Source organism: Mycetohabitans rhizoxinica HKI 454, assembly GCF_000198775.1.
Taxonomy (GTDB): Bacteria; Pseudomonadota; Gammaproteobacteria; order Burkholderiales; family Burkholderiaceae; genus Mycetohabitans; species Mycetohabitans rhizoxinica.
In genome coordinates this window covers 467,311-492,147 of the sequence record NC_014722.1, presented here as the reverse complement: position 1 = coordinate 492,147, position 24,837 = coordinate 467,311, and the positions used below count along the sequence as shown (strand labels likewise).

The following is a 24,837-nucleotide window of genomic DNA, read 5'->3' as shown; positions in this document are numbered from 1 at the left end:
AAAAAATATTTCCTATCATCAGGCATAAATTCCTTCAAATCACACTCATCGCAAGATATTCCCTTTAAAACCGCATGCATCGCTTACCCCTTAATCAATCACGTTTAAGTGACCATTACCTATCTTAACACGCTGACCGGTTACCGCGTTAATCCTATATATTTCAAAATTTGCCTGGATACTAGTAACCGCATAAGGTGACACCTTTTTCACTGGAGGCCGATAAACGCGTGTTCCATCCGCACTGATCCATCCAGAACCGTCACTGGTTTTCTTCGCACCATCACCGACCCACAGCTTTCCGAGATAGTCGGGCTCATTCACTGTACCTCTGCCAATTGAGAAGTTTACATTCCCTTTTCTGCTTTCATTGATTACCACAGCAAGCCTAGAGTCTGCCGCAGCAATATTTGCAATATTTTTATTTACGAGTTGATTTTTTAGAGGTTTGTAGGTTGCCACATTTACAGCACTGTCGGCCCCTGCTGTTGTGTTTGCGGCATGTTTTCCCCCTGTACTGTGGAATGGCTATCTGCGACCTGGGCAGCTTTGCCTTTAATCGTAGTAGCAGCTTTCCCTGCCCCAATCCCTACCGCTGTACCGATGACCGTCGCCCCCAACTGCTGCCCGACTTGCTCACCTGAGGGCTTGAAATTCCCTTCACCCACTTGGACCACAACAGCACGCGTCGCCTGCATCTGCTGGGCTGTGCCCTGAGGATCCATGATAAGCCCATACGCACCTTTGATCCCGCCCCACAGCGTATCCAACGGATGACTGACAGTGTCGGCCAGCCCTTGCCCCAGCCCGGCAAAGTATCCGCCACCCGCACCCAATCCTAACTGAAGCGGCGGGTTCGTTGTCTGCGGATTCGCGCTAAAAATCGTGCTGTCGTTGCGCTGATACCCAGCCGCAATACCAAACAACGGCACCGCATTGCCCCACTGGTCTTTCCCGATCGTCTCACCGGGATGAGCCGCCGCATACGCATTCAAATAGTTCGATGCATCCTGGTCCCAACCACCCTGACTCGCCGCCGCCGTATCCACCTGACGCAACAACTGGACCGCGAGCCTATCGGTAGCTTCCCCCACCGTCATTCCGGCGTGTGCCGCCGCGTACGCCGGTGCGATGTTTCGTTTAATGCGCTTTCTCTCGTCCTTGCGCGAACTTGCATCCTGATGCAACTGTCAATTGAAGCAAAACAACCGATGTAATTGGGTCGATACAACTACTCGTCTTTTTTCTTTGAATTCTCCGCTTCCTGTTCCTCGCGCCTTAAGGCGCGAAGCTCTTTAACAAACTGCCAGGACACTGCAAAAAAAAATGTCAAGTACCCCGGCACTCCGGTAAGCACAGGCTTCCAACCCGCACCCTGAATTATCGAAAATAATAGTGGAACTAAAATCATACCCAGTATGCCAAGGTATCCAAAGGCAAATCGCCGATACAATTTCCTACGTTTCATCAAATAAGACATTAATTCTTTTCTCCTTTATTTTTCTCCTTTTCAATCGCTGCCTGCATAGGACCTGGAAAAATTTGAAAAATATACCCTAAACTTGCACCAAGTTGGCCTGGAACAATATATCGAGTAAATTCACCCGCTGCAGCAATTCCAGCACCAATTCCACCAGACAAATCTGGACTGCTATTTGAATTTGTTATCGCTGTACCTGCAAACGCCCCCGTTCCCGCCAACACACTGTTATAAACACCCACCACAATTTTTCCCACAGCACTCCCACCCAACGTGCTCAACGGCAAGAAAAACGGCGCCGTTACTCCAGCAACACCACCCACAACCAGCGACTTCCCTGCACTCGGTTCACCATTCGACAACCCCATTGCTCGGCTGATCACATCGCCAGCGTAGTCATACCCCGCACCCAGCCCCGCTGCCATAGCAACCTTCGGTGCCAACACAATCGCTCCTGCGCCAGCCGCCGCACCCAGCGTCTGTTTCGCAATCACCTCGCGACTGGCTGCATCATGATTGACCGACGCATTAATCGCTTCTGATGTGGGCTTGTTAAGCCCCAAGCCGCTCGGATGGTGCCCCGCATACATGCTCGGATCAGCCTTCTGCGCTGGCGTCGCATAGAACATATACCCAGGCCCGCTGTCACCCTCCGCCGGCAACAACCCATGCGTTTATGTCAAGAATTCGTGGGCCCGCAGATTCCAGCCGCCTGACGAGCCATTCTGCACTTGCAGGTTTGCCTGTAGTGTCAATTTTTCAAGCGCCTGTTCGGTGCTCAAACCGTAGCGCTTTGCATACACCGCTTCACAATCACTGATCCACTTCCTCTCCTACGAATGCAACTGCCGATTAAATCAGAGAAACCGGGCAACGCCAGGCTTCTTAATTACCTCCTCCTTCCTTTTCCGCATCACCCTTCTTATAACTCTCCCTTGCTTTTTTGAATGAATTGTTGAACGGCTTGATTTTTAGCATATGCGCTCGACTTGAATAGCCCCCCACAGCAGCTAAAAATAAACCAACTCCCAACAACAATATTGAATGAACACAACAAGCACTTATATATACGATAATAGCTCCGATAAGACACAATACTGTACAGAGCCACCTACTAAAATTCCCATCTTAAATAAATTTAATATTTTTCATTTTCAGTTATTTGAATCTTTTACCCTTTCCAACCAATCTGATCCTTTCACAAAATTTCCAACTTCGTTTATGACTGCCCCCAAATAGGATACTTATCAGTAGGTCGGAACAACAATAGATCAACAGCGCTATTTACACCAAACGCAACTGGATTCGGCTAACTATTTGCTCGACAGCACTAGCCCCCAAACCAACCATTTCCGCACCAAGCGTGAGTGTCGTAGCACCAGGAGCATACAGCGAAGGTACGGCCGCAATCGCACCTGTTGTCACGCCAAACCGGCCAGCTGCCGTCGATAAAGCCGTAGCAGTATCCGCAATCTGCTCTTTTGGCAAACCGGCGGATAATAGAGCATCCCCGCTGATGCTAGTCCCGCTTCACATTTGGCTGTCGCACAAGGCTTCGCCCGGAGCTTGAGCGCATACCTGCGCGGTCCCAACTCTGGTCTCCGTAAGCTGTTAAGCCAACACCTTTTCCTGCGGATACATCTGCCGATTGAGGCGCTCATTATCTGATGTCGTCCTTATATTGAAAGGTGTACGAGGAAGCTTATTTGAGCATCGTGCCTAGTTTATCCGGTCCGTTTCAGTATCCCCCTTCTCCTTATAACTCTTCCGAGCTTTGTGGTATGAGTTGCCAAACGGTTTGACTCCTAAACTATGCGAACGACTAGTAATACCACCAATTAGCATTATTGCAAACCCGATAAAAAAGGCAATCAACCTAAGCCAACGAGGTGGAATCACCCATGCAAGAGATCCGATCCATAATGTAACTCCACCTATGACGAAGGCCGCCCTAACTCGTGGAGTAAAATTACCATCCTCAATCCATTTCATTGCCTAGTTCCTCTATTAGAAACATCGGTTGGCGATAGTGTAAAGAGATAATCCCAATTTCGATTTAAAAAGCCCTTGATAGTATTGGAAACACCTTGCCCTTTGATCCACTCTGCACCTTCGTTAATAAAAGGTGCCGAAAAAGGGTAACGGTCCCCAGCCATTTGAACGACCGCATTCAATCCACTTTCATAGGCAAACCGCCCCGTGTCGGGGCGCATAGTTTGCTCTATGTTTGTAGCTACGAATCCCACTGTCGTAGCCATCAAACCGATAGCCGCAGTCTCAGGAACATGTGGTCCCGGAATTGAGGCAACCGCTGTTGTAAAGGCACCAACCCGCCCCGCCATAGTTGAAACTGTGCTTGTCGCATCCGCAATCTGCTCTTTTGGCAAATCCGGCGGATAATAGAACACCCCCGCTGGTGCCAGTCCCGCTGCACATTCGGCCGTCGCACAGGGCTTCGCCGAGGGCTTAAGCGCATACCTTCACGGTCCCATCTCTAGTTGCGTGGGCGCCGCCGTGTAGCTGATCGTGCTTGGCACATCGCTGCTCCTCACCGTATCCACGATATACCGCTGCAGTTCAGTATCATTTGCTACCGTCGCCTGCGCCAGGATTGGATTACCGTCCGCAGTCTTACCCCCATATATCCACTTGGCTTGTGCATCCGTCGGACGCTGATCACCTATCAAGATGTCGGGGCTCCCGGCATATATTGGGCCACCGTCTGTCATCGACATCTGCCGCATCTGGTCTTCGATCTGCTGCTGGCTGTATTTGCCACCACTCTTCTCCGCAAGCTGTTGGGCCAACGCCTTTTCCTGCAGATCCAACTGCCGATTGAAGCGATCGACGTTGTACGCCGCCTGCGCCCCTTGTGCCCCACCGACCACGCCCCCCGCCACGGTCGACATCGCATTCGCCACAATGTTGCCCAGCGTCTTGTCCAAGTCCGCGTTGCCGGTCGGCTTCTGATCCGCAATCTGTCGGCTCACCGCATCGAGCTTATTCGCCAGCAACGCCGACATCAACGACCCCGCACCGCTTTGCGCCGCCCCCAACAGCCCTCCACCAATGCCCCCACCAGTGAGCTGCCCGCGCTCTGCAATCCAACACGGTAGCTCCCGCTTTCACCCCATTGGTCCGCTTCAGCTAGATACTGCTGCTTCAGTTGCGGATCGTCGCTCTCCTCGGCCGCCTTGAGCAAGCCGTCGCGCTTAGCATCCGCCACATCCCCGATCCGCCGCGCAACCGCCTCACCAGCGTCACGCATCGCGCTCATCAGCTCACCCGTGATTCTGCAAGGTCTGCTGGACGTCCGGCGTCTTGTCCACCTGGCCGTTTAGATTCGTCGCATCGCGGTTCAGCCCCGCGATAGCCTGCTTTTTTGATCAGGGTTCGTAATCTCGATCTCAGCAGCGCTGATCGCGCTCTGCATTTTTGCCCGCCATCTTGCGGAACGCAAGCGCAAACAGCACGCTCACTCAGACCTAACGCATCGCTTTCCCGTGGATGCAGATCACCAATGACCTGCTCGCTCACGCCGGATTCCTATCCGGTCAGCACGTCCTCTTCAGCATCGGTTATTGGCACCCGTGCATTACCATCACACCAGCATGATCACCGGCACGTGCCCATTATCCTCAGACACCGCAGCAGGCAATGAACTCAGCATATGCTGGTTGTTCATCAGACTATCGACCTGATGACTTCTTTTCCTAGAACCATATCAACGTGCCAATCAACAAACTGGATACCACGACGAACACCACCATTCGGCCAGCCCGATTCCACGTGGGCAATTGATACGGAATGTCGTACAGCAGCCATTGCAGCGCAGGGCCGGCAATCAGTTCACTTATTGTCACGATTAGGGCTGCCACGATAAACCAGAGCAACACATTATGTACCCAACGAAACCATTCAAAGGCAGTCTTCGATTTCATTTCTTACCGGCTCCATCTATCTTGTTTGCACAGCCGCGCCGGCTTTTTCTTGTATAACGCCACCTCCGAAACCGCCCGTCCATGATGGAATAAAGTTTGGCGGCACATACTTCGACATTCCCATCCCAACATCCACCCACTCCTGCCGATACCAAGGATTCAGCACGTCATTGAGCTTGCCCTCAATTTTGGCCGCAATCGGATACCCAATTACCGTCCCCACCGCCGCGCCCCCTATCGCCGCATTCGGGTTCTGACCTTGCAGTGCTGAGCCGGTCAATGCACCGCCGACTCCCGTCATGAACACCGGCACAAATTTCATCCCCGTCTTCCCAGTCCCAATACCTGCCGCCGTACTCACGACCGTCAAACCAAACTGCTGCCCCACCTGCTCACCAGCCGGCCCAAAGTTCCCTCCCCCTGCCTGCGTCACCACATGAAGCATCGCCTCCTGCATCCCTGAGGATCCGTGATAAGCCCATAGGCGCCTTTAACCCGGCTCTCAGCGTATCCAATGGATGTCCGATCGTGTCAGCCAGCCTTTGTCCCATCCCGGCCAAGTATTCTCCGACCGCACCCAAGCCTAACTGAGGCGGCGGGTTCGTCGTCTGCGGCGCCACACTGAAGATCGTACTGTCGTTACGCTGATACCCAGACGCCGTGCCAAACAACGGCACCGCATTGCCCCACTGGTCTTTCCCAATCGTCTCACCGGGATGAGCCGCCGCATACGCATTCAAATAGTTCGGTGCATCCTGGTCCCAACCGCCCTGGCTTGCCGCCATCGTATCCACCTGCCGCAGCAACTGGGCCACGAGCCTATCGGTAGCTTCCTCCACCGTCATTCCGGCGTGTGCTGCTGCATACGCAGGCGCGTTATCCTGTTTAATGCGCTTTCTCTCGTCCTTGCGCAAATTCGCATCCTGATGCAGCAGCCCGTTAAAGCAGAAAGTCAGATCGTTACTAGCATCGCGTTTTAACAGCAATCAAAAGCATGCGTATTACTTCAACCGCGATTACCATAACAACAACTATTTTGATGACGTACAAAATCGATTCATGCTTTCTCAACTGTGCTTCTGACATACCAACTATATCTAAGATAGCAGATGCCCAAGCAACAACCACAGGAAGATACATGAATCCTAAATAAACAAGAACAATTCCTAATACACGAGTACATGCTCCTTTCCATCCATCGTCGCAAATTAACACGTCAATTTTCGAGATTCTCATTTCTGTGATTCCTTGCTCGGCACGAATGACGACGTGCCTTGAACTATAGAACCCGCAGTGGCACCGCCAAATCCAGGGAAGAGATTTCTAACACCTTGTAACAAGGCAGGAATCTTAGGATTAAGATTTGGGTAAATAAATGGCTGTGTCACTTGTGTAAGCCCTCGGGTTGTGGCTGAGCCAACGAGATAGCCGCCCACTCCAGACAAAACACCGACTCCACCAGCATACAGGGTGCTGTTCGATTCACCGTAGTAGATATTGTTGAAAAATGTATTGGTAACGCTGCTAGCACCGCTCAACAATATATTTCCCACGAATCCAGTGTTCGCACCAATGGGCCCTGCGATTGCACCAGTCGCCCCCGCTAATGCCGACTGTGCTGGCCGGACCGTACCGGATTGCGCATACTGACCAGCAGCATCCATACCTGCACCAGTCGAGGCTCCTATCGTGGCAAACCCGATATTTCCAACAGCTGCCGCAACCGGAGTACCAACGGCCAACGCACCACCTGCCACTGCCGCAATTGTTGCCCCGCCTATTAGGTTCCTATCCGCTTGCTCCTTACTTACACTGCTGTTGATTTGCTCTGCCGATGGATAATTCAAACCCACTCCATCCGGATAATGCCCCGCATACATGCTCGGACCGGCCTTCTGATCTGGCGTCGTATAGAACAATACCCCGGCCCGCTGTCACCCTCTGCCAGCAACATCCCATGCGCCTGCTTCAGAAATTCATGGGCTAGCTGGTTCCATTCGTCTGGCGAGCCATTCTGCACTTGCAGGCTTGCCTCTGTATTGCCAACTCTTCACGCGCCTGTTCGGCGCTCAAACCGTGGCGCTTCGCATACACCGCTTCACAATCCCTAACCCATTCCTCTTTTTAAGACGCAACTGCCGGTCGAAACGCTAACTCCTACCATCAACCTTCTAGACCAATTGTTTTCCAACATCTACCGGCCAGATAATATTTTTTCATAAAGCCACATAATGATTGAACAAACAGGCGAAACAATCAAAATAACCTCCCCCCATTTGCATAAACGGTCTATTGATGGCGTCCGATAGCCATCAGATCCTAACATCCAGGCTAGAGAAGGCCAAAATATAAATTCTAATACCCCCCCTGCTATAATTAGCAATAGCAAAAAGAACAAAAAGAAGTAACTAATTGCAACAACCTCACGCTTCACTCGCACATTCATTTCTCAGAAACCTTGGAAGGAGGATTCAAGATTGCATTGACCACACCACCCGCTCCTTCTGAGCTTATTGTGCCAAATACAGTACCACCCACTGAGGGAAACGGACTGGTAATCTCCCCGTTTTCCACGGGGTTCAGAAGTAGAAACTATGCGGCCATGGCCAGCCGCTGTTTTGGCGTCAATCCGCCCAAGGCCATGTTCGGGCGATCGTGATTGTAAGTCCACATCCAGTCGGTCGCGAAACGCTGAACGTGCTCCAGGTCCTCCCAGTGGTACTGCGACAGCCATTCGTAACGCACCGTCCGGTTGAATCGCTCGACATACGCATTCTGCTGAGGCTTACCCGGCTGGATGTAGTCGAGCCTGATGCCGTATTGCCGGGCCCATTCGGTGATCGTCGCGCTCAGGTACTCGGGCCCATTGTCACACCGAATCGCCTTGGGCCGGCCACGCCAGCTGATGATCTGCTGCAGCGCACGGATCACCCGCTGCGAGGGCAGCGAGAAGTCGATCTCGATGCCGAGCGCTTCGCGGTTGAAGTCGTCGATCACGTTAAACAGTCGGATGCTGCGTCCGTCGGCCAGTTGGTCGTGCATGAAGTCCATCGACCAGAGCTGGTTGACGGCAGTGGGCACCGACAGCGGTTCCGGAACCTGCCGGACTAGCCGCTTGCGTGGCTTGACCCGCAGGTTCAACTCCAGTTCGCGATAGATCCGGTACACCCGCTTGTGATTCCAACCGAAACCCTTCACATTGCGCAGGTACAGGAAACACAGCCCGAAGCCCCAGTTCCGGTGGTTGTCGATCAGACGCAGCAGCCAGTTCGCAATCTCCTCGTTCTCGGCATTGCGCAGGCCAGCGTACCGATAGCAGCTCTGGCTGACCCCAAACGCCTCACATGCCAGCCGGATCGATATGCCTCGGCTGGACACCGCGTGCATGGCCATCTCGCGCCGGCGAGATGGCCTCAGTCCTTTTTTGCGAGTGCCTGCGAAACGATTTCGGCCTTGATCTTCTCTTCGACGTACATCTTGCGCAGCCGGGCATTCTCGGCTTCCAGTTCTTTCATCCGCGCCATCAGCGACACGTCCATGCCACCGTACTTCGAGCGCCACTTGTAGAACGTCGCTGTGCTAATGCCCAGCTCTCGGCACAGATCCGGTACCGCCAGCCCTGCCTCCACGCGCTTGAGCGCCTCCATGATCTGGCTGTCCGTGAATCTCGACTTCTTCATTGCGTAGAACTCCCTTAACGAGAAAATTCTACTTCTGTTCCCACCGGTTTTTTGGGGGGATTACCCAAATACAGCAACCCCGCGATCAAACGCGGCGACGTTGCCGGCCGGCCGCGCTGCGACACGAAGCTCGCGCTCATCGCCGTGCTCAATCGGTCCCAGTCAATTAGATCAGCCAGGCGAACCAACGGATGCTTCAAGTTGATCTGCTCGCGCAGCGGCTGGCGCAATAAATCCCTCTCTGACACCAGCGTCTTTAAACCCATTCAACCCTCGTCGAAATTTGCAGCAAATTCACACCAATATGCCTGCCTCTTGCAATCCCCACAATACCGTTTCAGCTTTCCAGCCTTGCTGCATAAGCCTGGACGGATTGTTCAGGGCCGACTCGGTAGCTTCCTTCACCGTCATTCCGGCGTGTGCCGCCGCGTACGCAGGTGGGATATCCCGTTCAATGTGCTTTCTTTCCTCCTTGCACGGATTCGCATCCTGATGCAACTGCCTATTGAAAATAACTATCGATTAATCTGATTTTTATCACACAACCATGCCCAAAATCCGCACAAAATTGCAGCAAAAACTATCAATTTACACCACCCATAAATCCTTTTTAAATTTGGAAAATAATATAACTTACCACCTTGTAGCCAAACAATAAAAGGCCTCAAAACAAATTCAACAAACAATGCACCTACAATAAACGTCAACAAGCAAATAAGCATATACACAAGCAACGCCTGAAGATTTTTCCCCATTCGTAGATTTATTCCTTAGCAGCTGTCGTTGCGCTGATACCCAGCCGCCGTACCAAACAACGGCACCGCATTGCCCCACTGGTCTTTCCCGATCGTCTCACCAGGATGAGCCGCCGCATACGCATTTAAATAGTTCGATGCATCCTGGTCCCAACCGCCCTGGCTCGCCGCTGTCGTATCCACCTGTCGCAACAACTGGGCCGCGAGCCTATCGGTAGCTTCCTCCACCGCCATCCAGCGTGTGCTGACGTTTACGCAGATACGATGTCTTGTTCAATGCGCTTTCTTCATCCTTGCACGGATCCGCATCCTGATGGAACTGCCGACTGAAGCGGCTTCTCAAATTTCAAACTGCTTCTGGCTTTTCATGGCAAGTCACTTGGTCCCACTGTAATCAATGCTATCGCCAAATCAAACACCTTTTTTCGCAGCATATCAAAATCCTCTGTTCCTTTAATAGGGACATATCGCCCTGTGGCTGAATCATACCAAGTTGGCTCGTAGTCGTTGAACGACCCCATTCCTCCATATACGTGCCTAATAGAAGCAGATAATTTCGCAAGATCACTCGAATTGAAAGACATTGCTTTCAGCCGATTCGCCTGTTCCAAATCGAGCTTAAATTTATGTACCCATTGACATGACGGATCTAGGGTAAGTAAATTCACTAGCCTAAGTAATGTGTCTGCTAACTGATCGAGCGTACTGAATTTATTCATTTCAATGGTTTTATAGGCGTGAACGTCCCGATGGTGCGGGCATTCGGAATGAAAATTTGTATGCTATCTTGGCCACCAAGGTATACCCCACCCTGAATACCAACGGGGCCGTAATAATACTTTGTTCCGACCGGAAATCGAGCGCTAATGGCACTGTTAATGGGTGAGACACCTGTGATTGCCCCTGTTGAAGGATCTGTCCAATATGGCTTTACCGCATTGTCGATCCGCGCTTGCGCCACGCTCTGGGGCATCTTGAAGCTAAAAAAAGAACCACCCGGATTGCTCGCATCTCCCGCCCTAAAAAAACTGTATCAGAAGCTTGAACGGTTCCAACACTGTAACGTCCTCCTGCAAACGTGCCAGCGACTCCATCTGGCAGAGGCCCGGGGGTCATGGCGTTATACATGTAGTTGGAAGCTAAAGTATTTTTTCCTTTGAGTACAGCAGCCGCTTTTCCAGCCCCCGCCCCTACTGCTGTACCCATAACCGTCGAGCCGACCTGTCGTCCCACCTGCTGCCCTGCCGACCCAAAGTTTCCTTCCCCCGCCTGAGTCACGACATGACGCGCCGCCTCCTGCATCTGCTGCGCCGTGCCCTGAGGATCTGTGACCAGCCCATACGCACCTTTGATCCCGCCCCACAGCGTATCCAACGGATGACTGACAGTGTCGGCCAGTCCTTGCCTCATCCCGGCAAAGTATCCTCCAACCGCACCCAATCCCAACTGAGGCGGCGGGTTCGTCGTCTGTGGACTCGCGCTAAAAATCGTGCTGTCGTTGCGCTGATATCCGGCCGCCGCGCCAAACAACGGCACCGCATTGCCCCACTGGTCTTTCCCAATCGTCTCACCGGGATGGGCCGCCGCATACGCATTCAAATAGTTCGGTGCATCCTGGTCCCAACCGCCCTCGCTTGCCGCCGTCGTATCCACCTGCCGCAGCAACTGGGCCACGAGCCTATCGGTAGCTTCCTCCACCGTCATTCCGGCGTGTGCTGCTGCATACGCAGGCGCGTTATCCTGTTCAATGCGCTTTCTTTCTTCCTTGCGCGGATTCGCATCTTGATGCAACTGCCAATTGAAGCGGTACAGTGCCGGTGTCACTTATCTTACTTACCTCACCTGTAACACCTCTGACTATCGACCGATCCGCTTTCTGTCATACAGCCAAGCACCGGCACCGCCCACAACTGCTGCAAACAATATTAACTTGCACCAAGCATACATCCTTGCTAAGTCCGGCAAGTAGTAAACTGAAGAATTACGCATCCAAACAATTATCGGAATCACACCAAACTCAGTAACCAACGCCAAGACAGCTAATGTTATTAAACATATAAATATATACAAAAATAATGCTTGAACATCACGACTCATTCTTGCACTCACTTTTTCGATTCAGGAGGATTAAGTATCCGGCCTGTAGCATTATTAGCTCCCTCTGAAGTCGCTGTTCCTCCAATGGTACCGAGAGTTGAAGGCAACACACTTGGAGAAACATATCTCAACATGCCAAAGCCCACATCAACCCACTCCGGCTGATACCACGGGTTCAATTTCGCGTTCAAGGCTTTCTCAAGCGAACCACCTACTTTATAACCTATCAGTGAGCCAGCAGCAGCACCTGCCATACCAACATTTGGATTCTCTTCTTTAACAGCAGAGCTCAGCAAGGCACCTCCTGTTTGCATCAACATACCAGGTAGTAAGCTTGTACCAAACGTCAGCGCACCTGCCAGACCCGCTGCCCCTGCATCGACTGGGTCAATTTTTCCATTGTTGAATACATACTGCACACCGCTATTTACTCCAGCGCCAATACTGCCACCAACTGCCATTCTCATCAAAGATGGTACGCCTCCTGCCGTTGCAACACCCAAACCGATCATTCCCGCACCCGCCAATGTTGAACCAACCGGATCTTTCTGAATATTAGACGTCACTAGCTCGTTATATGTCTGTCCCTGCCCAAGCTGGCTCTGCCCTGCGTCATACGCCTCTTGATTCGGCTCGATGAACTTGCGGTTATAATCGTGATTCGCATATTGCGGATCCTTCTTATCACCGTAGCAATTTAGATTCTGGCAGCCCACGATGCTGCGAATCTCGTAAGATCGACGTTGTACGCAGCCTGCACCCCTTGTGCCCCGCCGACCACGCCCCCCGCCACGGTCGACATCGCATTCGCCACAATGTTGCCCAGCGTCTTGTCCAAGTCCGCATTGCCGGTCGGCTTCTGATCCGCAATCTGCCGGCTCACCTCATCGAGTTTATTCGCCAGCAACGTCGACACCAACGAACCCGTGCCACTGTGCGCCGCTCCCAGCAGCCCTCCGCCGATGCCCCCCACCAGCGAGCCGCCCGCGCTCTGCAGGCCAACACGGTAGCTGCCGCTTTCACCCCATTGGTCCACTTCAGCTAGATACTGCTGCTTCTGTTGCGGATCGGCGCTCCTGGCAACGCAGCAACTGGGCCTCCCACTGCAATCGCGGCCGCGCCAGACGCTGCGCCCAGCGTCTGTTTTGCAATCACCTCGCGACTAGCTGCATCGTGATTCACTGACGCATTGATGACCCCTGGTGAGGGCGCGTTAAGCCCCAAGCCGCTCGGATAGTGCCCGCATACATGCTCGGACCAGCCTTCTGCACTGGCGTCGCATAGAACATATACCCTAGCCCGCTTTCGCCGTCTGCCGGCAGCATCCCATGCGCCTGCTTCAGAAATTCATGGGCTCGCTGATCCCATTCGCCTGGCGCGCCATTCTGCACTTGCAGGTTTGTCTGTATTGTCAATTCTTCACGCGCCTGTTCAGCGGTCAAACCGTAGCGCTTCGCCTACACCCGCTTCACAATCACTGATCCACTTCCTCTCCTTCGGATGCAACTGCCGATCGGATGCAACTGCCGATTGAACCGCTAGCTCACGCCAGATCCCTCCCCGGTCAGCATGTGCTCTTCAGCGTCGATTATCGACACCCGTACATTTCCATCACGCCCGACCATCACTACATGAACGCAGGCGTGCCCATCATCCCCTGACACCACAGCAGGCAGGCAAATGCCGCAGATGACGCGCCCGGCCGCCGGATGTGTCATTTCATGCCTCAGATTCTCACCTGAACCACGGACCGAATTTCTCCGGTTCGTCGCTCAGCATCCCCGACTTGCGCAACGGCTTCGGCAAATGCTTAGTAAACACAATGAACAGAACAATAAATAATGGCAACCCAATCGAAAGCAACGCCACAGCTTCACCCAATTTGAATATCAAACGGCATATCCCTGCAATAAGAAATGACCAGCATCCAGCGCCAATTACGGAGGCCAAGCAAACAGTAGAACAGATTTGGAATGTCGCATACAGTCTGCGCCAGTTCATTTTTCATCTCCTGTTTGCCGAACATCGTTGACGACGGCAGCTCCCTTCGCTCCAACACCGTAAAGCAAGACGCCTTGCGTCGTGCCATATGGCCAAGGTTGCTTAATAAATGGCAGCAGATTCACATTATCGATACGTGGGATTGTCACGCCAAACATCGAAGCAGGCCTATTTATTCCATCAGCAATCCCAACGTTTAACGGAACCTGAGCCTTCAAAGAAAGGATGGACATCCCGAAATTGATGCCATCATATATTGTGCTCCCCCATTGTGGGGCCAACTGATTAAAGCCAAATCGCAATGGATTGACTCCGGGCGAGGCAGTGCCACCATAGCGATTCATTAACCCGGTCGAACCTTCTACCACTTCGCTCAACCCAAAACCCGCCATCCAGCCGCCGACCGTGCAGCCAAGTCCTGTCGTGCAAAGTCCAACACCTGTCTTCGCTGTCACGCCTCCAACAACAACCTTCGCCGCATCCTTTGCCACCCCCACCGGGTCACTCTTCACCGCATCGCCAATCTTCTGACCTGGCGTGTACTTGAACAGCCCCGCCTCTTTCTGTTGATTCACCCAATCGATTTCTGGTTGAAGTTGTGAAGCCTCAAGCTGGCTCACATAATGCTTTGTGTACTCGTCACTACCCGGCTTGTACTCGGCCCAGCATTTCACCGCGTAGCACGCCGCTTTGACTAGCCGCTCTTGCTCCGCCTTATTGCTGCCCGCTTTTTCCGCAATCGCCTTCTTTTCATTGTCGTTAGTCTGCCGATTGAAGCGATCGACGTTATACGCCGCCTGCGCACCCTGCGTTCCCCCAACCACGCCCCCCGCCACGCTCGGCATCACATTCGCCACAATGTTGCCCAGCGTCTTGTCCAAATCCGCATTACCGGTCGGCTTCTGATCCGCAATCTGCCGGCTCACCGCATCAAGCTTATTCGCCAGCAACGCCGACACCAACGACCCCGCGCCGCTTTGCGCCGCCCCCAACAGCCCTCCACCAATGCCTCCCACCAGCGAGCCGCCCGCACTCTGCAGACCAACACGGTAGCGCCCGCTCTCATCCCATTGCTCCGCTTCGGCCAAATACTGCTGCTTCTGTTGCGGATCGTCGCTCTCGCTAGCCGCCTGGAGCAAAGCGTCGCGCTTGGCATCGGCCACGTCCCCGATCCGCCGCGCAACCGCCTCGCCGGCGTCACGCATCGCGCTCATCAGCTCACCCTGATTCTGCAAACTCTGCTGGACGTCCGGCGTCTTGTCCACCCGACCGTTCAGATTCGTCGCATCGCGGTTCAGCCCCGCGATAGCCTGCTTTTGTTGATCAGGGTTCGTGATCTCGATCTCAGCAGCGCTGATCGCGCTCTGCGTTCTTGCCCGCCGACTTGCGAAACGCAAGCGTAAACAGCACGTTCACCCAGGCCCGACGCATCGTTTCCCGTGGATGCAGATCACCAATGACCTGCTTGCTCACGCCGGATTCCTATCCGGTCAGCATGTCCTCTTTAGCGTCAGTTATCGGCACCCACGCATTACCACCACATCAGACATCACTACATGATCGCCGACGTGCCCATTATCCCCTGACACCGCAGCAGGCAAACGCCACAGACGATGAACTCAGCATATGCTGGTTGTTCACCATTTCAGACTATCGACCCGATGACTTTTTTTCACTGAACCACGTCACTGTTCCTGCGAACAAACTGAACAGAACAACAAACACTGCCATTCGGCCAGCCCGATTCCACGTTGGCAATTGATACGGAATGTCGTACAGCAGCCATTGCAGCGCAGGGCCAGCGGCAAGTTCGATGATAGTGATGCAAAGCCCCATCCCTATAAACCAGAACAGAAAATAATATGTCCAACGAAACAATTCAAAGCTTGTCTTCGGCTTCATTTCTTTGCAGCTTCTTCGTCAAGCTTGTTCTGCACAGTAGCACCCATTTTTTCTTGCGCCGCGCCACCAGCAGCCCCGCCCAACCATGACGGAAGCTTACTTGGCGCAACATACTTCGACATCCCCATCCCAACATCCACCCACTCCTGCCGATACCAAGGATTCAGCACGTCATTGAGCTTGCCCTCAATTTTGGCTCCAATCGGATACCCAATCACCGTCCCCACCGCCGCGCCCCCCATCGCCGCATTCGGGTTCTGACCTTGCAGTGCTGAGCCGGTCAACGCACCGCCGACTCCCGTCATGAACACCGGAACAAATTTCATCCCCGTCGATACCGCGCTCGTCACTCCCGACAACGCAAAGCTCGTCCAGTCAAACGGCTGATCACCCATGAGTTGGACACCTCCATTAGCTCCCAGCCCCAAAAGCGCACCCGCGCCCATCATGCCCGCCGGAGCCAACGAACCGCCCGCGGCCAAACCTAGACCCATCATCCCCGCGCCCGCCACCGTTGCACCAACCGGATCCTTATTGATGTTCGACGTCACTAGCTCGTTATACGTCTGTCCCCGCCCAAGCTGGCTCTGCCCTGCGTCATACGCCTCTTGATTCGGCTTGATGTACTGGCTGTTGTAATTATGATCCGCATATTGCAGATCCTTCTTATCACCGTAGCAATTCAGATTTTGGCAACCTACAATACTGCGAATCTCGTAATCATGCTTGCTGCCTGTCGCTTCCGCTGTTTGCTGATCCGAATTGCGCAGTATTTCCGCTACGATCCGGCCTTCCGCTTCCTGCTCACTAATCTTGAGCTGCTGCGCCACCAGCTTCGCATGCCGCTTCGCTAAATCGTATTCGCCCTGATGCAACTGCCGATTAAACCGATCGACGTTGTACGCCGCCTGCGCACCCTGCGTTCCCCCAACCACGCCCCCCGCCACGCTCGACATCACATTCGCCACAATGTTGCCCAGCGTCTTGTCCAAATCCGCATTACCGGTCGGCTTCTGATCCACAATCTGCCGGCTCATCTCATCGAGCTTATTCGCCAGCAACGCCGACACCAACGAACCCGCGCCACTTTGCGCCGCTCCCAACAGCCCTCCGCCAATGCCCCCCACCAGCGAGCCGCCCGCGCTCTGCAGGCCAACACGGTAGCGCCCGCTCTCATCCCATTGCTCCGCTTCAGCTAGATACTGCTGCTTTAGTTGCGGATCGTCGCTCTCGCTAGCCGCCTGGAGCAAAGCGTCGCGCTTGGCATCGGCCACGTCCCCGATCCGCCGCGCAACCGCCTCGCCGGCGTCACGCATCGCGCTCATCAGCTCACCCTGATTCTGCAAACTCTGCTGGACGTCCGGCGTCTTGTCCACCCGACCGTTCAGATTCGTCGCATCGCGGTTCAGCCCCGCGATAGCCTGCTTTTGTTGATCAGGGTTCGTGATCTCGATCTCAGCAGCGCTGATCGCGCTTTGCGTGCGGGCACGACTACTGCCACTCTCGCTCAGATACAGCGGCGACGCCCCCCCGGCATTCTTGCCCGAAGTCGATCCGGTCGGCTTGTACACATTGCCGCCGTCGCCTGTCGTCGCGCCACCGCTGATGCCGAAGGTGCTCGCCTGGTAATCCGAGTGGTTCTCAATAGCCGAGTAGCTCAGCGTGCCAGTCTTCAGGCGATTCTGATCTTTCGCGGCCTCGCTCGAGATATACGCCCCCTTCAGATCGGTGTTGCCCTTCACAGCGATGTCAAAACCGCCTTGGCCGGCCTGCATCCCCGCCTGCTCGGCAACGCTCGCGTAGTTGCCACGCGCGTTACCGTTCTGCACGTTGAAACTGGCACTGCCCCCACCCTGGCTCACGTTAAGCCCGACGCCCGCGCTATGCTGGTGCGCCGCACTCACGCTGGTGTCCTGGACGCTCGCCACATTCAGGTCGCCCTGTACGTCAGCGACCACCCGATTGCCCTTCACGTTCGCGCTCACGACGTTCGTATCGCCGCCGCTCTTGATCGTCACAGTGTCGCTCGCGCGAACGTGCGTGTTGTTCTGCATCGCCCAGTCCGAGTTGCCGTCGCCCTTGGCGCGCGCGGCCGACGCCGACACCCCGAGCCCCTTCGTGCCGATCGATACGCCGACGCTGCCGCTTGTTGAGCCATTGTCGTTACGCATACGCTCGGTGTCGGTGCTGTTGAGCAGATCGACCCGGTGGGTGGCCTCAAGGTGGACGTTTTGCGCATCGATATCCGAACCGTGAATGATCACGTTCCCCTGGCCTTGGTCCTTCTCGCCCGTCGCCTGGAATTTTGCGAGCCCGCCTGCCTGCACGCGATTGCCGCGCGCCTGCGTACTGTCCTCGCTGAACGCTGAGCGGCTGCCGGACGAGCCGATGCTCACCGTCAGCTTCGCTTCGGGCAGCTCGCCCTTGGCCAGCGTGCCTAATTCGCCCGGCACCGACTGGTACGCATCGTACAGGCCGCTTGCCCCGGCTATCCCGCGCAGCGCTCGCACCCGATCGTCTTGACTGTGGGCACCCGCGCTGGCCTGCTGCACCACATTACTCACCGCTGCGACGCCCGGCGTTTGAACCCCGAGCGTCACGCCGCTTTGTCGCATCGCATGTTGTCCGCTATGGTGCTGTTCATCGGCCACGGTCTCCAACGTCACCGTTTTGGCCTTGCCCACCACGTCCTTCGCGACGATCAGCTCGCTGCCTGTCACATGCAGTTCGTTGCCCGCATCGATCGTCACGCTGCCCTTGACCGAACCGACCACGCTGCCGTGATGCGTGAGCGACGATGACTGTGCCTGGTCCGATTGCCTACGCGAGCCGATCGTCACGGCCAGTTCGCCTCCGGACAGTAGGCCCGATTGATGGTGCTTATAGTCACTCGATTCCTGCGCCGTACTCTGCGCGGTATCGATATTAATGTTGTTCGCTGCCGCCAATGCCGTGCCGTGCGTGCTCACCACGGCACTGCCCCGCACGTTCAGGTCGTGGCCGGCCGACACGCTCACCGTCTCGCCTGACACCAGCGAGCCGTTCGCGTTGCTGCCCGCATAACTGCGCGCAGTATCCGTTGATGAACTCGACAAAAATTTGTCTGCTTCTGAATGGCTGGCCGCATCGCCGCGGGTACGAGTACGCGTCTCGGCGATCGTTACGTCGCCCGACGCAGCCAAGTTCACTGCTCCATTACCCTGTCCTTTCGTGCCAGCCATAATGTTTGAGCCCAGCACTTCAAGCTGTTTGCCAGACGCACCTTGACCCGCCACCACCGTGGCGCTGCCGCCTGCTGACAGCTGACTAGCTACGTTCGTCTCCACCATATGATTGTCATACGCCCAATCACGATCATGCGCACCGCTCAAATTCACGGCGGCGCGATTCGTCGTGTCCCGGATAGTGACATGGCCGGTGCCGACAAGCGCCATATCCGCACCCGATGTCAGCGTGCTGCCCATCACACCAATATCGCCACCGCTGGTTACGCCGAGGCTGCCGCCCGTCTGCAACGCGCTGCCCGCCTGTGTCGTATTCCGGTACGCACTGGTATTGCGCGCATCGTTGTGCGTTTGAATGGTCGAACCCGTCTCCACTGTACCAATGTTTACCGCGTGGCCTGCCATCACGCCGAGATTGCCCCCCGTTGTCACCTGCGCGCCTTTCACCGTCAGATCATGACCGGCCTGCATCCGCATCTCGCCGCTCGCGTTTAGCGTACCGAGTGCGCCGATCGACGCATGCGTCGACGCGCCGGTCGTGAAATGCTGGGCCTCTGTATTAATGAGCGACTGATTGATGATGTCGTGGCCGGCCATCAATGCGAGGTTGTCGGCATGGATGGCTCCCCCTAAATTCTGGATGTCGTTGCTTGCTGCCAGTGCCGCATCGCCTTTTGCAGCGATCGTCCCACCTTGATTCACGATGTCCGTGCCTTTGATCTGGACCGTATTGCCCGCGATCAGTGCACCGCTCGGCGTCACATCGACGTGGTTCGACTTCGCGAGGTACACTTGTGGCGCAAGTACCGTCTGCTGGCTGCCGTCCGCTAGCGTGACCGTTTGGTTCACCAACCAGACGATGTCCGTCGTCAGTGCCTCCATCTGGGCGTCCGTTAGCGCTATGCCGGGTTTCAAACTGAACTGTTTGCCAAACGCCGCGCCATGGGTCATCAGCTGCTTGTATTCATCCTCGTTGCTGGTAAAGCCCTCCAGATAGCGCTTGCCCGTCAGCTGAGTCACCTGCGCCATGACCAGCTGCGACTCGTAATAGCCATCACCGATCCGCTTTTGAACGGTTTGCGGGTCCAAATCAAGCTGGCCAAGCATGTAATCACTCGAGACGAACTGGGTGTAGCTCGTGAAACGCGGATCGGTGACAACCAGATGCGGATGATTAGGTGCCGATTGGATGGTAAACAATCCACTCGTGGGCAATTTCAATTGGGGCCGGCTGGTGCGCACGCCCGCGACCGTCTTAATTACACCGGGCGCACCTGAGCGCTGTTTTGCGCCCCTCGGGGCTCCCACGCCGTGGCCTGTGCCAAAATCCAAATCCGTCAGACCTAGTACGGCTGCGTCCGCGCCTACAGGTACGGGCGTCGCCTGCACACTGATATTGCGAATGTCGCCCGCATCGAGGGTGACAGCCTGGTTGCTCGTGACCGTGCCACCCACGATGCCAGTCGTGAAGGTGATGGATGGGTTGGTCCACGTAACCCACTCTGCTGGAGTGCCAGGATAAGGATCTTTTACGTGGTTATAACCGGATTGGTTGGTGAATGAATACGTTTTAGTCAACTGCGTTGACGTATTCTTGATCACCGCGGCGCCATGACCGTTCGGCACCTTTTGGCCATTGACGTTTAAGTCACCACCCGCGGCGATCGTGCCATTGTCGTTGTTCACCAGTTCACCGATCGTCAAGTTCATCGCCGCGCCTGAGGTCAACAGCGCGGGCGCACCGCTGTTGGGCGACAATTCGGTCTCGGTCACCGTCTGGTGAGCGATCCGCTGGGTCTCGACCGGCCAATGGCCTTCACGACGTCTCTCTGTTTCTTTCATAAACTGCGTGTTCGGGTCGGTATAGCCCGGATAAGTTTCGATTCGCACGCAGTTTGTTGTGCAATTACCGTACTGGTTCGAGTAGGCCGTATTGCCAAAACTTCTCAGATAGATATTTTTTGAAAATTTTTCAGCCCACGCAGTACCGCCTTGCTGATCCGGATTCGACTGTCCGTGTTTCACATCATACGCATAGAGTGTCACTTGACCGGCCGGGAGCGTAACACGCGAATCTTGCTGATACTGCGCTTGATAGCCCCCATTGGGTCGCCAATAAGTTAGGCCACTATTTTTCCACTCGAACACCGATGCGTTCCACGGCAGGTTCACGACAAGCTGAGTTACCCAATGGCCGTCCGGCGTCAGGATCGGCGTCGATGAGATGATGTCGGCTGGGTTGACATAGTACGCGTGGTGCATGTGCACATTCGCATCTTGGAACGCGGGCGAACTACCCGGCGGAAAGGGCCTCCACCACGGCAACTGGCGCATGGTGTGCGTCGAACTCGACGAACGGGTCTCTATCTGTACATTTTGACGGATATTGTTGAGCTGACGGGCCGCGATGTTCATCAGACCATGCGCTTCCATCGTCGACGACAAATTGTTCACCGTGTCAATTTGATTAATCAGTCTACCGCTTGAATCCTTCTGGTCGTCTTTCGCGATGTTTAAGTCGCCGAGACTAACAAGCGTTGCGCCGTTCCGGTTCGTAACAGTATTGGCTCCATAGAGGTTGACCTGCTGCGTGCCCGCCATGACCGCCCGCGCACCATCGTTGACGATCGTGTTCGCCGTGTGCGTGAGTGTGTCGCCGATGATCGAGCCCGTGTTCGTCAGATGCTGGCTGGTCGTCGTAATCGCATTGCCGTTAATTTTCCCTTCGTTGGTTAGCTCGCCGCCGCCGGCCTCAAGCGTAGTTATCCCCGTGCCGGGAACACCGTGCGTGCCCGAGCCGATCTCGCCTCGATTGATTAAACCGTTCGAGCGGGTGGTCAGGTTACCGACTGCCAACAGCTTGCCAGCGTTCGTCAGCTGACCCGTCGTTGAGAAGATCAAGTTGCGGTTTGCGGTGATCCGGTTGTTCGCACCGTGCGTGTAGTCGCCTTGCAGCGAAATGGCCGCATCGCGACCGCCGATGAGTTGGCCATCGCCGATGAGCGACGCCGCGCTGAGCTGCAGGTCCCGTGCGCTTGCGATGGTGCCGGCATGATGGGTCAGCACGCCGGTCTGCATCTTGATGTCGCCACTTGAGCCTTTCGGATTCGCGATCTGGCCGCCCGTGTTGTCAAGGCTCGCGACAGTCAGCTTGATCTTCGTCGCGCTGATTTGGCCGTCCACATTGAATAAGGCGGCGTCCGGCTGATCGACGGTCAGCGCACCATCCGCCGTAAGCTGACCCGCATTCGTGAGCTGGTCCGTATTCTTAAAAGTCAAGTCCCGATCCGCGACAATCTGGCCGTTCGCGCCGTTCTGCACGGCGGCGCTGTCGATCGTCACGTCCCCTTTGCCGCGAATGACACCCCTATGGGTCTGGCTGTTCGTATTGGCATTGTGGATCGACGTGGCCTTAATCAACGTGTGAACCGTACCGGTGTCGGCAATTTGACCATTCGTATTGTCGAGCTCTTGGGCGGATACGGTGAGCGTGCCGGTGGGGCTCAGGCTGACGAGCGTGCCCTCCTGATTGAAAAGCGTGTCGGCGGATGACACTTTGAGCCCATTCCCGCCTTGCACGACACCTTGATTGTTTTTGAGCGTCGACGCAGAGGTGAGCGTGACAGAGCCGGACTTCGTACGGATGACACCGCCGGTGTTGTCAATCGATTGCCCATCCACATCGATCGCGCCGGTCGAATCGATCAAACCACCGAGGTTCATCAGCGTGCTGGCCTCAGTCACTTTCAGTGTGCCGCTGCCGCCGTAGTAAAGCGTGCCTTTATTGTTCATCAGACTACCGACACTCAGCGTCAGATTCGCGCCGTTGCTCCGGATCGTGCCCAATGCATTATCGAGCTTGTGAGTTACGCTGACCTTGGTGTCGCCTTTGCCCGTTTGTGCAATCAACCCTCCCTCATTCGTGAGCGAATCGGCCTTCACATCTAACCGTTTCGCGCTTAGCGTGCCGTCAGTGTTATCGATGGACTGGCCTCTGACCTTCAGTATTTCTTTTGCGGAGACGCGGCCTCTGTTGTTGAGCGTGCCAGCTTGCACTTTGACGTTGCCATTGCCGCCAATTACGCCTCCTTGGTCACCTATCACAGTATGGCCCGCCGCGTTCGTCAGCTGGCCCGCCGTCGTCACCGACAGCTCGTCATCGCTTCTCAATGTGACGCGCCCAGCCGTATTGTCCAGTGAGCCGGCCTTCACAAAGACGCGCCCGGCTGCTCGCGCAAGCCCGCGGAGATTGTCCATTTTCCCCGCTACGTCGATATCCAATGTCGATTCTGAAAAAATCTGCCCGTCCTGATTCGACAATGCCGCGGCGCGGATCGTCTGTGTGTCGCCTGACGACAGCTTGCCTCGGTTATGGTTCACTACGCCATCAGCCGCGATGATGCGCGCAGTGCCTTGTGACACCACTTCCGCGCCGGTCAGGTCGATATCGCCAGACTTCGCATGAAGTTCCAAATGACCGTCGGTAAGTGTTTCACTGTGCTTCAGGTCAACGGCGGCGCCTTCAAGCGTCATGTTGCCGCCCGCCAATTGATGGCCCGTGGCGACCAGCGAACCGGTGGTCTTGACCTCGAGCTCGCCTGTGCTGTCGATCACGCCGTCGGCATCAGCCCCGGCGCCCAACCCACCGCTTGAGTTCATGCTGTGCGCTGTGACCTTCAAGTTGCGTTGAGCTGCGAGCGTACCCGTATTGGTCAGCAAACTCTCGCTTGAAACCGACACGTCTTGTTTGCCGTAAAGCTTGCCATCGTTTTGAACGTCGGCCTGCACGCGCACGCTTAATAGGCCGCTTGCATTGGTTTGGCTCGTTGGCGTGAGCGTGAGCTTGCCGTTCGAGTGCAGCGTCAAATCACCGGCCTGCGCACTAATCTCACCCGCGCTGTGCACCCCCACACCGTATTCGGTGCCGACCATGACGATCCTATCAGCGTACATACCGCCAAGTTGGCCAACGTCAATCGATACGCTTGGCGCCGGCCCGTCGCCATGAATTGGCGTGGCCGCTAACGTGTCGTAAGGCACTTGGTTCGCGCCGGTCACCACGTTCAAGTTTTTTGCGTAAATTTTAGCGTTCGCCTGTACTGCGCGCGCGATCAAGTCGACTTGATCAATGTCTGACGCATTAAACTTTGCGCCATGCACGGTCACCAGCCCACGCGACACATTGAAGCCGGCTAGCGAGCCGTCCGCGCCATAGTAAGGTTGTCCGGTCGTCAGCGTCGCCCGGCTTGTGTTGATGAAGCCCCCGCCGTTCACGACAATGCCCGACGGATTAGCAACCACCACCTCGGCGCGCGGACCTGCCACTTCCACATGGCCACGCAGCTGGCTTGCCTCTAGGCTATGAACCTCGTTGACGATTAGGCGCGCCGACTGATTCGGGTCGAAGTGCGGATTGCCGTTGATATAGCCTGCTTGATCCGTTTTAACAACCGCCGAAGCATTGTTCAGGATCGCGCCGGGCGCTTGGACGTCGAACTGATGGTAGTGATTGACCGACACCCCTGCCCCCGACGGCCGGGCGATATCGACCTGCGGCAAACCATTTTGCGTTTGGATGACTCGAGTCTCTCCCCCAGGAGCCGGCACGATTTGCGCAAGGCCCCACGCTGGCCACGCGCTTAGCCCGAGCGCCACGAAGCGGGCCCGGCCCACACGCCACACCGGCTCAACACCCACTAGAATCCAACGCATTGCCATATAGGTTAGCCTCGTCGGGCAATTTAACCACTTTAGTAT

At 55.3% G+C, this 24,837-nt stretch carries 22 protein-coding genes and 1 pseudogene; all 23 read right to left on the bottom strand.

All coding sequences use genetic code 11. The features are described 5' to 3' along the window. Positions 1–90: 90 nt before the first annotated feature. The 23 genes and pseudogenes from RBRH_RS16945 to RBRH_RS02040 all read right to left on the bottom strand — a co-directional run bounded on the left by RBRH_RS16945 (position 91) and on the right by RBRH_RS02040 (position 24,792). On the bottom strand, positions 91–462 hold the full coding sequence (locus RBRH_RS16945) for a hypothetical protein (protein ID WP_013434273.1): 372 nt from the start codon (positions 460–462) through the stop codon (positions 91–93). A gap of 2 nt (positions 463–464) precedes the next feature. Then, positions 465–1,187 (bottom strand): hypothetical protein, encoded by a 723-nt coding sequence (locus tag RBRH_RS02125; RefSeq protein WP_013434272.1) that lies wholly within the window; start codon positions 1,185–1,187, stop codon positions 465–467. Positions 1,188–1,479: 292 nt separating this feature from the next. After that, positions 1,480–2,109 (bottom strand): hypothetical protein, encoded by a 630-nt coding sequence (locus RBRH_RS02115; RefSeq protein ID WP_041753061.1) that lies wholly within the window; start codon positions 2,107–2,109, stop codon positions 1,480–1,482. A gap of 1,359 nt (positions 2,110–3,468) precedes the next feature. Beyond that, on the bottom strand, positions 3,469–3,888 hold the full coding sequence (locus RBRH_RS18570) for a hypothetical protein (protein WP_013434266.1): 420 nt from the start codon (positions 3,886–3,888) through the stop codon (positions 3,469–3,471). A gap of 72 nt (positions 3,889–3,960) precedes the next feature. Further along, complete coding sequence (locus tag RBRH_RS02110; RefSeq protein WP_041753060.1) at positions 3,961–4,503, bottom strand: hypothetical protein; 543 nt, start codon at positions 4,501–4,503, stop codon at positions 3,961–3,963. Then, positions 4,503–4,757: a hypothetical protein gene (locus RBRH_RS02105; RefSeq protein WP_013434264.1), complete on the bottom strand. Its 255-nt coding sequence runs from the start codon at positions 4,755–4,757 to the stop codon at positions 4,503–4,505. Before RBRH_RS02105 ends, RBRH_RS02110 begins: the two co-directional genes overlap by 1 nt. Before the next feature lie 436 nt (positions 4,758–5,193). After that, positions 5,194–5,421, bottom strand: a complete 228-nt coding sequence (locus RBRH_RS02100) for a hypothetical protein (protein ID WP_013434263.1) — start codon at positions 5,419–5,421, stop codon at positions 5,194–5,196. A 16-nt stretch (positions 5,422–5,437) separates the two neighbouring features. Beyond that, positions 5,438–5,743 carry a hypothetical protein gene (locus RBRH_RS19610; RefSeq protein ID WP_041753059.1) on the bottom strand — a complete coding sequence of 102 codons (306 nt, stop codon included), beginning with the start codon at positions 5,741–5,743 and terminating at the stop codon, positions 5,438–5,440. Between the two features lie 70 nt (positions 5,744–5,813). Beyond that, positions 5,814–6,407: a hypothetical protein gene (locus tag RBRH_RS02090; RefSeq protein WP_013434261.1), complete on the bottom strand. Its 594-nt coding sequence runs from the start codon at positions 6,405–6,407 to the stop codon at positions 5,814–5,816. Continuing rightward, positions 6,385–6,657, bottom strand: coding sequence for a hypothetical protein (locus RBRH_RS18565; protein ID WP_157864320.1), 273 nt, complete (start codon positions 6,655–6,657; stop codon positions 6,385–6,387). The genes RBRH_RS02090 and RBRH_RS18565 overlap by 23 nt, the downstream gene beginning before the upstream one ends. Then, a complete protein-coding gene (locus tag RBRH_RS18560; protein ID WP_157864319.1) occupies positions 6,654–7,268 on the bottom strand; it encodes a hypothetical protein in 615 nt (204 codons plus the stop codon). The genes RBRH_RS18565 and RBRH_RS18560 overlap by 4 nt, the downstream gene beginning before the upstream one ends. A 745-nt stretch (positions 7,269–8,013) precedes the next feature. Continuing rightward, a protein-coding gene (locus tag RBRH_RS02085; protein ID WP_157864318.1) for an IS3 family transposase occupies positions 8,014–9,101 on the bottom strand; the annotation gives its coding sequence in 2 pieces (ribosomal slippage) (positions 8,014–8,840 and positions 8,840–9,101; 1,089 coding nt in all). A gap of 65 nt (positions 9,102–9,166) precedes the next feature. After that, positions 9,167–9,367: pseudogene (locus tag RBRH_RS16930) on the bottom strand (IS5/IS1182 family transposase); the annotation flags it as partial. A gap of 249 nt (positions 9,368–9,616) precedes the next feature. Beyond that, positions 9,617–9,856: a hypothetical protein gene (locus RBRH_RS19605; RefSeq protein WP_013434255.1), complete on the bottom strand. Its 240-nt coding sequence runs from the start codon at positions 9,854–9,856 to the stop codon at positions 9,617–9,619. Positions 9,857–9,871: 15 nt separating this feature from the next. After that, positions 9,872–10,084, bottom strand: a complete 213-nt coding sequence (locus tag RBRH_RS20035) for a hypothetical protein (protein WP_232509321.1) — start codon at positions 10,082–10,084, stop codon at positions 9,872–9,874. A gap of 137 nt (positions 10,085–10,221) precedes the next feature. Then, positions 10,222–10,575 (bottom strand): DUF6966 domain-containing protein, encoded by a 354-nt coding sequence (locus tag RBRH_RS18555; protein ID WP_157864317.1) that lies wholly within the window; start codon positions 10,573–10,575, stop codon positions 10,222–10,224. Between the two features lie 211 nt (positions 10,576–10,786). Next, positions 10,787–11,680 (bottom strand): hypothetical protein, encoded by an 894-nt coding sequence (locus RBRH_RS02060; RefSeq protein WP_013434252.1) that lies wholly within the window; start codon positions 11,678–11,680, stop codon positions 10,787–10,789. 281 nt (positions 11,681–11,961) lie between these two features. Continuing rightward, positions 11,962–12,669 (bottom strand): hypothetical protein, encoded by a 708-nt coding sequence (locus tag RBRH_RS18550; protein WP_013434250.1) that lies wholly within the window; start codon positions 12,667–12,669, stop codon positions 11,962–11,964. Continuing rightward, the gene (locus tag RBRH_RS02055) at positions 12,651–12,989 is read right to left on the bottom strand and encodes a hypothetical protein (protein WP_013434249.1); all 339 of its coding nucleotides are present in this window, start codon (positions 12,987–12,989) and stop codon (positions 12,651–12,653) included. Before RBRH_RS02055 ends, RBRH_RS18550 begins: the two co-directional genes overlap by 19 nt. Positions 12,990–13,687: 698 nt before the next feature. Next, positions 13,688–13,954, bottom strand: a complete 267-nt coding sequence (locus tag RBRH_RS18545) for a hypothetical protein (protein WP_157864316.1) — start codon at positions 13,952–13,954, stop codon at positions 13,688–13,690. Continuing rightward, the gene (locus RBRH_RS02050) at positions 13,951–15,351 is read right to left on the bottom strand and encodes a hemolysin (RefSeq protein WP_013434245.1); all 1,401 of its coding nucleotides are present in this window, start codon (positions 15,349–15,351) and stop codon (positions 13,951–13,953) included. Before RBRH_RS02050 ends, RBRH_RS18545 begins: the two co-directional genes overlap by 4 nt. A 253-nt stretch (positions 15,352–15,604) precedes the next feature. After that, the gene (locus tag RBRH_RS02045; protein ID WP_013434243.1) at positions 15,605–15,856 is read right to left on the bottom strand and encodes a hypothetical protein; all 252 of its coding nucleotides are present in this window, start codon (positions 15,854–15,856) and stop codon (positions 15,605–15,607) included. Further along, entirely contained in the window at positions 15,853–24,792 is an 8,940-nt protein-coding gene (locus RBRH_RS02040) for a two-partner secretion domain-containing protein (protein ID WP_232509320.1), read from the bottom strand. Before RBRH_RS02040 ends, RBRH_RS02045 begins: the two co-directional genes overlap by 4 nt. Positions 24,793–24,837 lie beyond the last annotated feature (45 nt).

Excerpts from the sequence above, each read along its gene's own strand:
- RBRH_RS18565 (WP_157864320.1), bottom strand. The coding sequence starts at position 6,657 with ATGAGAATCTCGAAAATTGACGTGTTAATTTGCGACGATGGATGGAAA.
- RBRH_RS02115 (WP_041753061.1), bottom strand. The coding sequence starts at position 2,109 with ATGTTCTATGCGACGCCAGCGCAGAAGGCTGATCCGAGCATGTATGCG.
- RBRH_RS02045 (WP_013434243.1), bottom strand. The coding sequence starts at position 15,856 with ATGAAGCCGAAGACAAGCTTTGAATTGTTTCGTTGGACATATTATTTT.
- RBRH_RS19605 (WP_013434255.1), bottom strand. The coding sequence starts at position 9,856 with ATGGGGAAAAATCTTCAGGCGTTGCTTGTGTATATGCTTATTTGCTTG.
- RBRH_RS18545 (WP_157864316.1), bottom strand. The coding sequence starts at position 13,954 with ATGAACTGGCGCAGACTGTATGCGACATTCCAAATCTGTTCTACTGTT.
- RBRH_RS02040 (WP_232509320.1), bottom strand. The coding sequence starts at position 24,792 with ATGCGTTGGATTCTAGTGGGTGTTGAGCCGGTGTGGCGTGTGGGCCGG.
- RBRH_RS18555 (WP_157864317.1), bottom strand. The coding sequence starts at position 10,575 with ATGAATAAATTCAGTACGCTCGATCAGTTAGCAGACACATTACTTAGG.
- RBRH_RS02100 (WP_013434263.1), bottom strand. The coding sequence starts at position 5,421 with ATGAAATCGAAGACTGCCTTTGAATGGTTTCGTTGGGTACATAATGTG.
- RBRH_RS19610 (WP_041753059.1), bottom strand. The coding sequence starts at position 5,743 with ATGAAATTTGTGCCGGTGTTCATGACGGGAGTCGGCGGTGCATTGACC.
- RBRH_RS02105 (WP_013434264.1), bottom strand. The coding sequence starts at position 4,757 with ATGAGCGCGATGCGTGACGCTGGTGAGGCGGTTGCGCGGCGGATCGGG.
- RBRH_RS02110 (WP_041753060.1), bottom strand. The coding sequence starts at position 4,503 with ATGTCGGCGTTGCTGGCGAATAAGCTCGATGCGGTGAGCCGACAGATT.